Here is a 12777-nt window from a genome sequence, read left to right as displayed (position 1 = left end):
CAGAAGCACCAGCCGGAACAAGATCCGCCGGGGCGATGCTGCAGCTGAGGTGAACCCGACCTTCGCGCTCAGCTACAGCACGCCCTTCTTCGGCGCCGATCCGAACCGGCTGCTGACGGTGGCCCGCCACGCCGAACAGTGCGGCTTCGACGCCCTGTACGTGCCGGAGCACGTCGCCATGTATCCGGGAGCGCAGCTCGGCTCCTGGTCCGTGCCGCCGACGCTGCCGTTCCCGGATCCGCTGGACATCCTGACCTTCGTCGCCGCCGGTACCGAGCGGATCCTGCTCGGTACCGGCGTTCTGCTGCTGCCGTACCACCACCCGGTGCCCTTGGCCAAGCGCCTGGCGACCATCGATGTGCTCTCCCGCGGCCGCATGCGCTTGCTCACCGTCGGCGTCGGGGCGCTGCCCGGGGAGGCGGCGGCAGTCGGCGTCGACTACAGCACGCGCGGACGACGCGCCGACGAGGCGATCGAGGTGCTGCGGCGGCTGTGGGCCGAGGACGAGGACGGCGCGACGTTCCACGGCGAGTTCTTCGATCTCGAGAACGTCTTCAGCTACCCGAAGCCGCTTGGCCAGGCCGGGCTTCCGATCCACGTCGGCGGATCGAGTCCGGCCGCGGCCAGGCGCGCCGGACGCCGCGGAGACGGCTGGCTGCCGGGCGGATCACTGCGCGACGATGACCGCAAAGCCCTGTGGGAGCTGGTGCGGACGACGGCGCGGGAAGCCGGCCGCGATCCGGACGGCATCACCTACGCGCGCATGGGCCACCTGGAGATGACGGCCGAATACGTCGAACGTCTGGCGCAGGAGGGAGTCACGCGCATCCTTGTCGGCGCGCCCGACGGCGAGCCGGAAGAGCAGTGCGAGCAGCTGACGGTATTCGCCGAGCGCTTCGGCCTCGCCTCGGTCCACCGCTGAACGCGGACGGCCGCCGCCTCGGGAGTTCGAGGCGGCGGCCGTCGCTGCTGTCGCTATGGCGAGTTAGACGCTAGCCGTGCACGAGCCGGCTGTTCATGAGACAACTGTCTATGAGACGGCTGTCTACGAGGCGGCAGTTCACGCGTCAGCGGTCAGGACCGGTAGTCGGCGGGCTGGCCGGTGACCGGGTCGAGGAAGAGCGCGCGGTTGTCGCCGCGCCGATCGTCGAAGTCGAACATGTGGTTCAGCGTTCCGGCGATCGCGTCGTAGGAGCCTGAGATGCGCGGCAGCCGCCAGTTGTCCTCGATGAACTTCAGGATGCTGCTCTGGTCGGTCAGGGTGTGGTCAATGTAGTTGTGCTTGGCGAACGGCGAGATCACCAGCAGCGGCAGGCGCGGGCCGTAGCCGCAGCGGCCGTTCTGCCCGGCCAGCGGGGTGGTGACCGCGGTGTTGCCGCACAGGCCGGTGCCGTTCAGGAAGTCCTGCGGTCCGGGCGGGGTGGGGGCGTTGGCGGTGTTCGACGGGTTGTGCACGCCGCTGTAGACGTGGTCGTACCAGCCGTCGGAGTCGTCGTAGGAGACGACCACAGCGGTGCTGGACCAGTCAGGGGTGTGCTCGAGCGCGTTGACCTCGTTGACGATGAACTGCTGCTCGTCGAACGGGTCCGAGTAGCCGGCGTGGCCGTCCTGGTAGCCGGGAGCCTTCAGGAAGCTGACCGCGGGCAGGTGGTCCGCGGACAGGTAGCCGCGGGAGATCGCGGACACGAGCGCGTCGAAGTCGCTCGTGTCGTACTGGTGGTTGGCCGTGTTGAACTGCGGCACGCCGTTCGTGATCGTCTGGGTGTCGGTGCCGATCGCGGCGAGCGAGGCCGGGGCCAGGTGGTGCGGGTTGGCGGTGCTGGCGTAGTACTGGAACGGCTCGTGGTGCGGGATGTAGTCGTCCTTGTTGCCGTAGTTGTTCGCGCTCGCGACGGTACCGCCGATGCCGCCCACGGCCGCGCCGACCGGGTGCACCGCGTTGCACAGGCCCTGGTCGGAGGCGGGCTTGACGGCGAACTTGCCCTTGAACTCGTCGGGGGTGAACACGCTGGTCGGCTGGGTGCCGCCGGTGGCCGTGGCGAACGTGGTGGTCGGGCGGAAGCCACCCTGGAACCAGCCCCAGCTCAGGCCCTGCGCGTTGAGCAGGTCGCCGACGTTCTTGCCGTTGAGGGAGACCGCGTCGCGCACGGAGCAGTCGTCGTAGTACGGCTGCGCGTCAGAGACCAGCGACGTTCCCCCCACACCGTCGCTGACCGTGTCGCCGTCCGTCGCCGCGCCGTTGATCATCGTGCCGACGTTCCCGGTGTCTCCGGACACCAGGTTGATCGCGCCCGGGGAAGACGGACCGAAGGTGGTGCCGAAGGAGTTGTCGCTCATCGCGTACTGCTGCGCGTAGTTCCACAGCCCGGTGACGGTGTTGCCGTCGTAGTAGTTCATCACGTCGGAGGCGCTACAGGCCTGGCCGGTGCCGCTGGTACCGCTGCCGGTGCCGACGCCGGTGACGAACTTGTCCATCGCCCCGCCGTCGAAGGCCTTCTGCTCGTCGTTGTAGTCGTGGTCCTGGTCACAGGTCAGGACGTCGTTGAGGTTGGCCGGGTCGAGGCGGCGCGGATTGACCTGCTTGCCCGAGGCGTCCTTGTTCGGGTTGTTGGTCAGCAGCGTGCCGGTGCCGCCGGCGCCCTTGGTGTCGGCGAGCGTGTTGGCCTTGGGCGTGCCGCCCTTGGCGTGGAAAGACTGACCGGAGGTGTTGGCGGCCTTCGGGTAGGTGCCGAAGTAGTGGTCGAAGGAGACGTTCTCCTGGAAGATGACGACCAGGTGCTTGATCGGCGTGGTGGTGTTGCCCCAAGACGGGTTGGCGGCCTGGTGGCCGGGGCTCGCCTGGCCGAACGCTGAACTGCTCAGCGCGATGACCGAGCCCAGGGCCGCGACGCCGACGGCGGCGGTGCGCATTCTGAACACGTGTGTTCCTTCGGTTGGAGCCTGCTTGCCCGCTCAGCAGAACGCTGCGCTTCGCGCAACCTAGCGACGGGACGTGAACAGATGTCGCCCTCACGGCGAACTCCACGCGCCGCAACGTATGCATCACCAGTAACACCTTCCGCGGCCCGCGCGGCCTCGCCGCCGCCGGGAGAAGCCACCGGGCCCTCTCACCCGATCGTCGGACCTCTGCGCCTGTGTCTCGATTCGGTCTCGACGCGCGCCGCGGTTCTGTCGAGCGTGGCGGCATGGTGACATGCTGGTCGAGGCCTGATAACACCCGGACCGATCAGGGAGGGCGTGTTGTCCGCTCCCGTATCGCCAATACGGTTGTTGCAGTCGAGTGATCCGGTTTTCGTGCGCTCGCCGAGTTCATCGGGCGGCGTGGACATACGACGCGCGGTGCGCTGTACCTGCGGACGGGACAGCGATTGGTTGATCATCGCCGGATCGGCGCGCGTGGTCTTCGTGTGCCGCTGCGGGAAACGCAGCGAGCGATCCGATGTGTCGCTGACGGACCTCGTCGGCCTCGTGCGCGAGGAGCCGATGCGGCCGGCCTGGTCGGGGATCGACGACGCGGTGCGGGCGCTCGGGTTCGCGCGGCGCGGGCCGCATCGGCGCCTTTCCCGGCGGCATCACTGGCCGAGGCCGCGCCTCAGCCTGCCGGGAGCCGGCCGGGGCTGACCCGGCGAGCGACCGCAACGGCTGCCTCTTTTCGGCTTGCGGACCGTCGGCCGGAGTTATTGACAGCAAGCTGTCGAATTGACAGTATGCTGTCCATGACGAAGACGCAGACTGTCCACGTGGCCGTGTACGACACGCTCGCCGACTGGGAGGTCGGGCACGCGATCGCCCATATCCGCTCCGCCGCCTACCAGCACACTCCCGGACGGTACGAGGTGCGCACGGTGGCGCAATCCAACGCACCGATCACCACGGCCGGCGGCATGCGGATCCTGCCGGACCTGGTGCTCGACGAGGTGGATCCCGCCGACTCGGCCATGCTGATCCTGCCGGGAGCCGACAACTGGAACCTCCCGGACGGAAACGCGCAGTTCGCCAAGGCCGCTCGAAGGTTCCTGGACGCGGGGGTGCCGGTCGCCGCCATCTGCGGTGCCACGCTCGGCCTTGCCCGTGAAGGGCTGCTGGACGACCGGGAGCACACCAGCGGTGCCGCCGCCTACTTGGCCAGGTCGGGCTATGCGGGCGGGGCGTACTACCGCGAGGCTGCCGCGGTCACCGACCGCAATCTCATCACTGCGGGTCCGACGAATCCGGTTGAGTTCGCGCGCGAGGTGCTGGCGATGCTCGACTTGTACACGCCTGAGGTGCTCGACGCCTGGTACCGCTTGTTCGCGCACTCCGATGCCAGCGCCTTCCCGGTCCTGATGGCTGCGGGGGCAAGGTGAACGGCGACCTGCCGACCGAACCGGCACAGCTGCTGTCGGGTACCGCACTCGCGGTGTTCCGCCTCAACGGGCAGTTCCTCGACGTCTCCGAGAAGCTCGCCCGGCCCGCGGGCCTGACTGCGGCCTGGTGGCAGGTGCTTGGCGCAGTGGTGCGCGAGCCGCTGCCTGTCGCCGGGATCGCCCGGGCGATGGGCATCACCCGGCAAAGCGTGCAGCGCATCGCCGACCTGCTGGTTGACAAGGGCCTGGCCGAATACCGGCCGAACCCCGCGCACGCCCGCGCCAAACTGCTGGCGCTCACCGAGGACGGCCGAGCCGCCATAAGCTGGATCGGCCCCGCGCATCGTGCACTGGCGCAGCAGTTGGCGGGGCACCTCGGCACCGAGGAGTTCCAGCGAGTGCTCAGTGCTCTGCGGACCCTGACCGAGGCCTTGGACAAGATCGCAGAAGTCTGACGCCGTCACGAAGGAAAGAGGTATTTGGACTGTCCTGCCGGGGACCTTCGCCACGAAGAAAGCAGCTCACGCTCTGGTTCCATGAACGTAAGAACTCTCCACGCGCCGTGCGCGGATCAATGCACGGGAGGAGTCGGTCATGAATACGGGCAAGCGAATCGGGGCCGGAGCCGTCGCGGTCGTCGCCGCGGTGGCCGTCGGCGCTCCAGCGGCATCAGCCACCCAGGCAGCACCGGTCGTGAAGGCGCAAGCGGCGACATCCGCGACCGCCGCTGCGGCGGTCGTCACCCTGCCGAGCTGGCCGGTGCTGCGCCAGGGCAGCAACGCGCAGTGGCCGCGCGCCACCGTCAGGTCCCTTCAATACCTGCTGGACGCGCACGGTGCCAAGCTCGCGGTCGACGGGGCGTTCGGGCCGCTGACGAACGCGGCCGTGGTCGCGTTCCAGCGTGCGCACCGCCTGCCGGCCAACGGGGTGGTTAACGCGGCGACCTAGAAGGCCCTGGTCGTCACGGTCCAATACGGCAGTCGCGGCTACGCGGTGCGCGCCGTCCAGGACCAGGCCAATTTCCGGAACCTGAAAGACGGCCGCTCGCTGGTCGTGGACGGGATCTTCGGGCCCAAGACCAAGGCATGGGTCGTAGCCTTCCAGCAGGCGATGAAGACGGAGGTGCCGGGATTCCAGGTGGACGGCATTGTCGGTCCGCAGACCTGGCAGGCGTTGATCAGCGAGGCGTTGTCAGGCTGAGCGACGGGACCGGATCTCCCTTAACGCGACGCTGCACTCGGCGCCACACTTGACGCCGCGCTTGACGCCTCCGTTGTAACTGATATGGTTACAACAGGAGGTGCGGGATGGGAGCGAACAGCAGGTTGACCATCGCGGCTCATGCGCTGGCCTGGATCGGCTTGAACGAGCGGATGGGCGGCGAGGTGGCCACCTCCGAGCAGATCGCCAACAGCGTCAACACCAATCCGGTGGTGATCCGCAGGCTGCTCGGGGAGCTGCGCGAGGCGGGGCTGGTGGAGTCCCGGCGCGGCGCCGGGGCCGGTTGGCGCCTGACCCGGACGCCCGAATCGATCAGCTTGGCGGAGGTCTACCAAGCGGTCGAGGAAGGCCCGCTGTTCGCCCTGCATCCCGCCACCCCCAACCAGAAGTGTCCTGTGGGCCACGGCATCCGCTCCGTCCTCACCCCGGTGTACGACGGCGCCGAGCAGGCCTTGCGCGCGCAACTGGCTCGCACCAGCGTGGCCGACGTACTGCGCGAGTCCATCGCCGTGCACTGACTTTTGACGGCGCGTCCCGACGCGCGTCGCAGTGCGCCGTTTGTCGTAACAATATCTGTTACAACTAAGGAGCAGCAATGACCTCCCTCGAATACGCCGTGTACGTGACGCCGTCCAAGCCCGCGGTCTCCGACGACCTGCCGCCCGGCGAGGCGCGCCGGCTGTGGTCACCCACCGCCTCCACCCTGATCTACGGCGAGCGCGACGCGGTGCTTGTCGACCCCCTGATGACCATCGAAGAGTCCCGGGCCCTGGCCGCCTGGGTGGCCGCCACCGGCAAGAACCTCACCACGATCTTCGTCACCCACGCCCACGGCGATCACTTCTTCGGCGCCCCGGCGCTACTTGAGCACTTCCCGGACGCCAGGCTCGTCTCCACCGCGGGCGTGGTGAAGCACATGGACGCGCAGTTCAGTCCGCGCTGGTTCGACGGCTTCTGGGATCCCCGCTTTCCCGGCCAGATCTCCGCGACCCACTTGGTCGCGCAACCCCTCGGCGACGACAACCTGATCGAGCTGGAAGGCGAGCAGCTGCACGCGATCGACCTCGGCCACGCCGACACGGACGGCTCAAGCGCCCTGCACGTGCCCTCCCTCGGCCTGGTCGTGGCCGGCGACGCCGTATACGGCGACGTGCACCTCTACCTGGCCGAGTCCCAGGGCACCGGACGAAGCGACTGGCTCGCCGCCCTCGACACCATCGAGCGGCTCGCGCCCACCGCGGTGGTCTCCGGACACAAGCGCGACGGCGACCCCGACAGCCCCGAGGACATCGCGCGCACCCGCCGCTACATCCAGGACTTCGCCGCCGCTGCCGAGAAGGCGACCGGCTACCTGGACCTGTATGAGGCGATGATCAGCCGCTACCCCGACCGCGTCAATCGCGGCGTGCTCTGGAACTCCGCCAAGGCCGTCACGGCCTCAGTGGCCGCGTAGGTCCCGTCGCCAGTGTGCCGGTGGCGTGCCGTAGCGGTTCTTGAATGCGCGACTGAACGCCGCCTCCGAGGTGTAACCGACGTTCTTCGCGACGAGCGCGACCGAAAGAGATGTGTCGCGCAGCAGATCGGTCGCGGCGTCCAGGCGTACGTGCGCGAGGTAGGTGGCGGGCGGCTTTCCGACGCGAGCGAGGAACCGCGCCGCGAACGCCGACCGGGAGAGGTTGCACGCGCGGGCGAGCTCCTCGACGGTCCAGTCGTGGTCGGGGTTCCGGTGGATCGCGCTCAGGGCCGCACCGATCTGCGGGTCGGACGCACCGGCCAGCCAGTTCGGTTCGGCGTCCGAGCCGGCGGCCCAGGCGCGAAGGATCTGAATGAAGATCAGGTCGAGGATGCGGGCGACCATGACCGCAGAGCCCTGAGAGGGAGACTCCATCTCGATCAGGAGCATCCGGCGGGCGACTTCGAGCCCTTCGAGCGCCGGACCGCCGCCCCCGCGCAGGACGATCACGGCCGGCAGGCTCCCGAGCAGGTGGCTGGCCTGCGGGTCGCCGATCGTGAATGTTCCGCACAGCCAGCGCGCCGGCCTGAAAGCGTCGCCGTCGGCGGAATCAGAACCCGTGGTCGCTAGCGCGGCCCTGCCCGCATCGCTGACGTAGTGCCGGTCGCCGCGCGGAAGCAGGACGACGTCGCCGCGTCCTACGCGCTCGACGCGCGGGTTTCCGTCGATCCGAAGGGCGAGTTCGCCCTCTTCGATGAAGTGCAGGCTGCCGACGCCGGCGAAACCGATCGAGAAGGTCCGCGGCGGCGCGTACGCGACGATCCGGTCGCCGCTCAACCGGACACTGCGCAGCAGCGCCGAGAGCAAATCATGGGACTGACTGTCTCCGTCAAGCCCGAGCGCGGCCCGCTCGGGCACCGCCGGTTCGGCGATTGCCCGCGGCACGTGGAGCGAATCGGCCGGCGCCGCCGGACGATCGGCAAGGTTTGTCGGCGGAGCGGTCATGGTCGCTGCTCATTCCTCTGGCTACGCTCGGCGAACAGTGACGGGGCGCACTGTCATATTCCAGCTTCTCCCGGGCTAAACGACGGCCCGCTCCCCTGTTCAACCGAGACTAACGGTCAGGAGTACCGCCATGACGCAGGAAAACAATCCGACCAAGATCAGCTTCGTCTATTCCAACCCCACCGACCCGGAGGCTTTCGAGGCGGCCTACCCCGACCAGCTCGCGCTGGCACGCAAGCTCCCCGGCCTGACCCGGTTGCAGGCCTCGAAGGTCTGGCCCAAGGAAGACGGCAGCCCGACTCCGGCCTACCGGCTGTTGGACCTGTACTTCACCGACTACGCGGCGGCCAGCGCGGCCGCCGCGGAGGCGGGTCCGCTGGTCGCCGCCACCCTCGAGCACGCCACCGGCGGCGTGGTGATCGCATTCGCGGAAATCCTCGAGGACGCTTAAGCGCAACAAAGCGGATTCCATACGCGCCTCTGGGTCCGGCCGACTTTTCGCCGGCCGGACCCAGGGGCGAATCCGCTACCAGAAATAAGGCGAGCCCATCAAGAACGGTCTCGTTTTACCCACGCCTTCACCGTCGCCCGATCAGAATCGGGCGACGGTGAAGGCCAAGGTATTCCCCGCTCTGATCGCGGTACCGCTTCCGTCGAGATCCGCTACCGCGACCGTGTCCGGCTGCGCGGCGCAGAGTCGAGCTCGTGATCTTCGTGCACTGCGGCGGCTTCATCGGGCGGAAGCGTCGGGATGTCCGCGCGAAACAGACTGATCAGCAGCCCGTACGCCTCGCCTTCGCCCGGCGCGCTCTGGCCTTCCTTCGCAGCGACCCGCTTCAGCTCGCCGAGCAGCGCCCGAGCCTGCTGCGGCGTAAGCCACAGGTGCCGCAGCGTGGTCTTCTCCAGCGAGCGTTCCCGAGCGCTTCCACCGCCCTCAACAGAGTCCGCAGACTCCTGCGGCAGCATCTCCGCGAGCGCTGCGCGGTAAAGGAACTCGACGCTCTGCCCTTCTTCGGCCTTGAAGGTGCTATTGACCAGGCCCAAGTACTGCTCGGTGCCGCCGCGCACCTGCCTCATCTCCACCACCCGCACCATCCCCGCATCCTGCAGCACGCCCGCGTGGTACGCCACGGTGCCTTTGGCCAGGCCGAGTGCCTCGGTGAGGTGGCGCAGCGTCGCGGGGCGCTGTCGCAGCAGGTTGACGATCCGGTGCCGCACCGGATGTGCCAGGGCTTTGAAATGCTCGGGGGTCCGCAGAAGGAAGGGGGCGGGGCGTTCGGGCGGCATGGCCGAAGTGTCCATGAATCCCGATGCTTTTGACAAGCAAGCCGGCCCGGGCCAGAATCCGGAAGCGTTGAGAAATCTGGACGCTTGCCCTGCCGCGACTCGCTCGAGCCAGGACCAGCCACGCTGCCGAGGAGCCTGACCCCGTGCCCTTCTCCATCGCCCGCGTCGCCACCGACCGGCCCGCTCGCTACGCCAAGCAGCTGGTCTCCCACTTCGGCAACAAGATCGAGGCTACGCAGTCCGCCGACGGCCGCGCCACGCTCACGTTCTCCGCCGGCATGTGCGTCGTCAGTCCGCTCCCCGGGCGCATCGAGCTGATCGCCTCGGCGCAGGACGCGGACCGGCTCGCTACTCTCCAGGAGGTCGTAGGCAGTCACCTCGTCCGCTTCGCCACCCGCGACGAGCTGACCGTGGCATGGTCCGAGCCGCTGTCCGGCGACGACGTCGAGGCCATCCACCCGGTCGCCGCCGACTACGCCCTCGCGCACAGCACCCCGGCGGACGCCGTGCTGTGCGAGCTGATCGCGGAAACCCGCGAGGTCACCGGCGACTCGGCCGGGATGCAGATCACGAGCGACGAGGGCGCACTGCTCACCATGCTCGCACGCCTCGTCGGCGCGAAGAACGCGGTGGAGGTGGGCACCTTCACCGGATTCTCCTCGATCAGCATCGCCCGCGGCCTTGCCGACGGCGGCAAGCTGCTCGCCTGCGACGTGAGCAACGAGTGGACCGCGATCGCGCGCTCGTACTGGGAGAAGGCCGGCGTGGCCGACCGGATCGAGCTCAAGATCGGGCCGGCTCTGGACACCCTGCGCGCGCTGCCGGACGAGCCGACCCTCGATTTCGCGTTCATCGACGCGGACAAGGAGAGCTACCCCGCGTACTACGAGGAGCTGCTGCGGCGGCTGCGCCCCGGCGGCCTCATCGTGCTCGACAACGTCTTCCTCGGCGGCCGGGTGCTGGACCCGGCCTGCCAGGAGGAGCGATACGTGACGATGCGTGAGCTGAACAAGCGCATCGCCACCGACGAGCGCGTGGACGCCGTGATGCTTTCCGTCCGCGACGGCGTGACCGTGGCGCGAAAGCGCTAATCAACGGCTGATCAAGCCATCGCCACAGCCGCTGAGCCCGTCGCCGCCTAGCGCCCCGGTACTACGCCTCGTCCCAACAGAGGCAGAACGGCTTGCCGGCCGGGTCGGCGTATACCCGCCAGTTCTCGCCGCTGAAGGACAGCGTGGATGCGCCGAGCTTCAGCACCGCCGCCTCGGCCGCGTCGACGTCGTCGACCGTGACGTCGAGATGGAACTGCTGGGGATAGGCGGGGTCGGGCCAGCGCGGCTGGCGGTACTCGGCGACCTGCTGGAACAGCACAGGCTGCGCCCCGTCCTCGCCGATCATCGCCACACCCTCGCCCTCGTACGTGACGGGCTTGCCGAGCAGTTCCGCGTAGAACGCACTCAGCGCCTTGGCGTCCGGGCAGTCGAGCATCACGCCCATCAGCGTGGTCTCCTGCTTCTCCGGGTAGAGGCACAGGTCGAAGGGGTGCCCGGCAGGATCGGCCAGCGTGTACCAGCTCTCGTTCTTGCGCAACAGCTCGGCGCCCAACTCGGTCGCCCGCGCCGCGCCGGCTTCGAGCTCCGGCACCCGCAGGTCGAGGTGCGCCTGCTGGGGGTACGCCGGGTCGGGCCACCGCGGCGGCACATAGTCGGGGCTGCGCTGGGTGGCGACGCGCCACCCGTCCCCGGTCACCAACGTGACCCATTCGTCGTCGGCGTACTGCTCAGTCCATCCGCCGAGTGCGGCGTAGAACGCGGCGAGCCGCCGGGCGTCGGGTGCGTCGAGCACCACCGTGCGCAACGTGCCAATCATCGGACTCTCCCTCCTGGAACACCGCTCACCTTGCCCCCTTCCGCGTTCGGCACACCAGCGCGCCGCTCCGACCGTAGCAACGCTGTTGGCGGTGTGCCTTTCCAGCGCGCAGGAGATGGACCATGCTGAGGATGATCGATTCTGAGGAGGTAGTGGCGATGACCGCGTTGGCCCGCCGGATGTGGCTGCGATTCGAGCCCTACCACGCCGTCACCTACTTCACCCCGGAGTCACGGGCCGCGACCGACGCGCTCGGCTGCCGCGGCGGGTGGATGGGCTACTTCGGCATGCGGGCCGCCCCTCTGGGAGCCGCCTCGGCGGAACAGGTCACATCAGCCTTCTACAACTTCCACCCCAGCCGGGTGCACCGCGCGCTCCCGGACGCCTGGACGGCGGCGCCACCGGAGGCATTCCTGGAGACCCGCCTCGCCGGCGTGGACCGAGCCTTGCGCCGACTGCTCGGAGAGGAAGTCCTCAGCGGGTCAGCCCTGGCCGAAGCAGCAGAGTTGGCCGTCACCGCAGCCAAACACGCGTCCACGGCGGGCCGTCCGCTGGCAGCGGCGAACGCGAGACTTCCCTGGCCGGACCAGCCGCATCTGGCGCTCTGGCAGGCCACGACGCTACTGCGCGAGTCGCGCGGCGACGGTCACGTGGCCGCGCTGGTTACCGCGCAACTCGACCCCTGCGAGGCGCTGGTCTGCTTCGCCGCCGACAACAGCCTCGAAGCGGGCTACATGCGGCAGGCGCGCGGCTGGTCAACTGAGGAGTGGGAGGAAGCGACGGAGCGGCTGAGGAAGCGCGGCCTGCTCGATGGCGCCGGCGCGCTCACGGATGAGGGAACGGCGCTGCGTCGCTGGGTGGAGGAGCGTACCGACCTGTCCGCGATGGGCCCGTGGACTGCCCTCGGCGACGCAGCCACGAACCGCCTCGCGCAACTCCTCGAGCCTCTGGCGCTCGCACTGATGGAGAACAACGACGCGATGCGCCTGAACCCGATGGCACTGACGGCGGCCGCCATCCGCACGAGCTGATCTGGCTAGCGCTCAAAGTCACGATCGGGTGACATCGATGCGTATCAGAGCGCGTGATCGCTGCATGCTCGCCAAGATGTCGGGGCAGCACGCGACGGGGCAGATCGACGCGATCTTCATGCTTGAGGTGAAACGGTGGATCGTTCGGGCATCGACGGAGCCAGCTCGGAGCCGAGACCGCGGGACGAAGGCGAGCCGCACGAAGGCGCTTCACGAGACGGCGGGCGGAGCACGGACGGCGGCAGAATCGCCAAGGGTGAGATAGTCCGTCGCTCCGACGCGAGGCTTCCACAACCGCGTAAGAGCACGTCGTTAGAAACCCATTCCCCTCACGATCTTCATCTCAAGCTCGAGAGCGACAACCCGCCCTCCTTGTTCGAATACTCGTAACCACGATCACAGCACTAGTAATACTCGTACTCCTGCTTAGACGGTGTCTCACGTCGTAGGGTTCTGATCTGCGGCATACTCAGCGTTCGTGGTTGATGTGCTGTCCTCTCGGCTGGTGCCGGACGAGTTGTGGGCGATCGTGGAGCCGTTGATTCCGCCGTTCGCGCCGCGAGCG

Annotated in this window: 15 protein-coding genes and 1 pseudogene; 12 read left to right on the top strand and 4 right to left on the bottom strand. The window is 68.5% G+C overall.

Annotation, left to right across the window (positions count from 1 at the left end):
* Nucleotides 1-49: 49 nt before the first annotated feature.
* Nucleotides 50-922, top strand: a complete 873-nt coding sequence (locus tag VFA06_RS19350; RefSeq protein WP_324842037.1) for an LLM class F420-dependent oxidoreductase — start codon at nucleotides 50-52, stop codon at nucleotides 920-922.
* A gap of 152 nt (nucleotides 923-1074) precedes the next feature.
* On the opposite strand, the gene VFA06_RS19345 is transcribed toward VFA06_RS19350, so the two are convergent.
* Complete coding sequence (locus VFA06_RS19345) at nucleotides 1075-2910, bottom strand: alkaline phosphatase family protein (protein WP_324842114.1); 1836 nt, start codon at nucleotides 2908-2910, stop codon at nucleotides 1075-1077.
* 462 nt (nucleotides 2911-3372) lie between these two features.
* On the opposite strand from VFA06_RS19345, the gene VFA06_RS19340 reads away from it, so the two are divergent.
* From VFA06_RS19340 to VFA06_RS19310, 7 genes are all read left to right on the top strand, one after another.
* Entirely contained in the window at nucleotides 3373-3621 is a 249-nt protein-coding gene (locus tag VFA06_RS19340) for a hypothetical protein (RefSeq protein ID WP_324842036.1), read from the top strand.
* 95 nt (nucleotides 3622-3716) lie between these two features.
* On the top strand, nucleotides 3717-4346 hold the full coding sequence (locus tag VFA06_RS19335; RefSeq protein ID WP_324842035.1) for a DJ-1/PfpI family protein: 630 nt from the start codon (nucleotides 3717-3719) through the stop codon (nucleotides 4344-4346).
* Between the two features lie 8 nt (nucleotides 4347-4354).
* Complete coding sequence (locus tag VFA06_RS19330; protein WP_414639936.1) at nucleotides 4355-4801, top strand: MarR family winged helix-turn-helix transcriptional regulator; 447 nt, start codon at nucleotides 4355-4357, stop codon at nucleotides 4799-4801.
* A gap of 139 nt (nucleotides 4802-4940) precedes the next feature.
* Nucleotides 4941-5294: a peptidoglycan-binding domain-containing protein gene (locus VFA06_RS19325; RefSeq protein ID WP_324842033.1), complete on the top strand. Its 354-nt coding sequence runs from the start codon at nucleotides 4941-4943 to the stop codon at nucleotides 5292-5294.
* A 45-nt stretch (nucleotides 5295-5339) separates the two neighbouring features.
* Nucleotides 5340-5546, top strand: a complete 207-nt coding sequence (locus VFA06_RS19320) for a peptidoglycan-binding domain-containing protein (protein ID WP_324842032.1) — start codon at nucleotides 5340-5342, stop codon at nucleotides 5544-5546.
* Nucleotides 5547-5653: 107 nt separating this feature from the next.
* Complete coding sequence (locus VFA06_RS19315) at nucleotides 5654-6085, top strand: Rrf2 family transcriptional regulator (protein ID WP_324842031.1); 432 nt, start codon at nucleotides 5654-5656, stop codon at nucleotides 6083-6085.
* A 77-nt stretch (nucleotides 6086-6162) separates the two neighbouring features.
* Nucleotides 6163-7020 (top strand): MBL fold metallo-hydrolase, encoded by an 858-nt coding sequence (locus VFA06_RS19310; protein ID WP_324842030.1) that lies wholly within the window; start codon nucleotides 6163-6165, stop codon nucleotides 7018-7020.
* Here the strand turns inward: VFA06_RS19310 and VFA06_RS19305 are convergent.
* Complete coding sequence (locus VFA06_RS19305) at nucleotides 7006-8025, bottom strand: AraC family transcriptional regulator (protein ID WP_324842029.1); 1020 nt, start codon at nucleotides 8023-8025, stop codon at nucleotides 7006-7008. The two genes, VFA06_RS19310 and VFA06_RS19305, sit on opposite strands and share 15 nt — an antisense overlap.
* Nucleotides 8026-8155: 130 nt before the next feature.
* On the opposite strand from VFA06_RS19305, the gene VFA06_RS19300 reads away from it, so the two are divergent.
* Nucleotides 8156-8476, top strand: a complete 321-nt coding sequence (locus VFA06_RS19300; RefSeq protein WP_324842028.1) for an EthD family reductase — start codon at nucleotides 8156-8158, stop codon at nucleotides 8474-8476.
* A 212-nt stretch (nucleotides 8477-8688) separates the two neighbouring features.
* Here the strand turns inward: VFA06_RS19300 and VFA06_RS19295 are convergent, their stop codons facing one another.
* Nucleotides 8689-9312, bottom strand: coding sequence for a winged helix-turn-helix domain-containing protein (locus VFA06_RS19295; RefSeq protein ID WP_324842027.1), 624 nt, complete (start codon nucleotides 9310-9312; stop codon nucleotides 8689-8691).
* A gap of 143 nt (nucleotides 9313-9455) precedes the next feature.
* Here VFA06_RS19295 and VFA06_RS19290 point away from each other — a divergent pair, with 143 nt between their 5' ends.
* A complete protein-coding gene (locus tag VFA06_RS19290) occupies nucleotides 9456-10403 on the top strand; it encodes a DUF2218 domain-containing protein (protein ID WP_324842026.1) in 948 nt (315 codons plus the stop codon).
* A 61-nt stretch (nucleotides 10404-10464) separates the two neighbouring features.
* Here VFA06_RS19290 and VFA06_RS19285 read toward each other — a convergent pair whose 3' ends face one another.
* Complete coding sequence (locus tag VFA06_RS19285; protein ID WP_324842025.1) at nucleotides 10465-11181, bottom strand: VOC family protein; 717 nt, start codon at nucleotides 11179-11181, stop codon at nucleotides 10465-10467.
* 131 nt (nucleotides 11182-11312) lie between these two features.
* Here VFA06_RS19285 and VFA06_RS19280 point away from each other — a divergent pair, with 131 nt between their 5' ends.
* On the top strand, nucleotides 11313-12212 hold the full coding sequence (locus tag VFA06_RS19280) for an SCO6745 family protein (RefSeq protein ID WP_324842024.1): 900 nt from the start codon (nucleotides 11313-11315) through the stop codon (nucleotides 12210-12212).
* Nucleotides 12213-12690: 478 nt separating this feature from the next.
* Nucleotides 12691-12777 (top strand): annotated as a pseudogene (locus VFA06_RS25950) (IS5/IS1182 family transposase); the annotation flags it as partial.

The sequence above is a fragment of the Actinocrinis sp. genome (assembly GCF_035653575.1).
In the GTDB taxonomy this organism is placed as follows: domain Bacteria; phylum Actinomycetota; class Actinomycetes; order Streptomycetales; family Catenulisporaceae; genus Actinocrinis.
The sequence above is the reverse complement of the archived record's forward strand: the minus strand, read 5'-3'. Positions and strand labels throughout refer to the sequence as shown.

Bases quoted from the DNA above. Each gene is read 5' to 3' on its own strand.
- VFA06_RS19315 (WP_324842031.1), top strand. From the start codon at position 5,654: ATGGGAGCGAACAGCAGGTTGACCATCGCGGCTCATGCGCTGGCCTGG.
- VFA06_RS19310 (WP_324842030.1), top strand. From the start codon at position 6,163: ATGACCTCCCTCGAATACGCCGTGTACGTGACGCCGTCCAAGCCCGCG.
- VFA06_RS19280 (WP_324842024.1), top strand. From the start codon at position 11,313: ATGATCGATTCTGAGGAGGTAGTGGCGATGACCGCGTTGGCCCGCCGG.
- VFA06_RS19345 (WP_324842114.1), bottom strand. From the start codon at position 2,910: ATGCGCACCGCCGCCGTCGGCGTCGCGGCCCTGGGCTCGGTCATCGCG.
- VFA06_RS19325 (WP_324842033.1), top strand. From the start codon at position 4,941: ATGAATACGGGCAAGCGAATCGGGGCCGGAGCCGTCGCGGTCGTCGCC.
- VFA06_RS19295 (WP_324842027.1), bottom strand. From the start codon at position 9,312: ATGCCGCCCGAACGCCCCGCCCCCTTCCTTCTGCGGACCCCCGAGCAT.
- VFA06_RS19285 (WP_324842025.1), bottom strand. From the start codon at position 11,181: ATGATTGGCACGTTGCGCACGGTGGTGCTCGACGCACCCGACGCCCGG.
- VFA06_RS19335 (WP_324842035.1), top strand. From the start codon at position 3,717: ATGACGAAGACGCAGACTGTCCACGTGGCCGTGTACGACACGCTCGCC.
- VFA06_RS19305 (WP_324842029.1), bottom strand. From the start codon at position 8,025: ATGACCGCTCCGCCGACAAACCTTGCCGATCGTCCGGCGGCGCCGGCC.
- VFA06_RS19300 (WP_324842028.1), top strand. From the start codon at position 8,156: ATGACGCAGGAAAACAATCCGACCAAGATCAGCTTCGTCTATTCCAAC.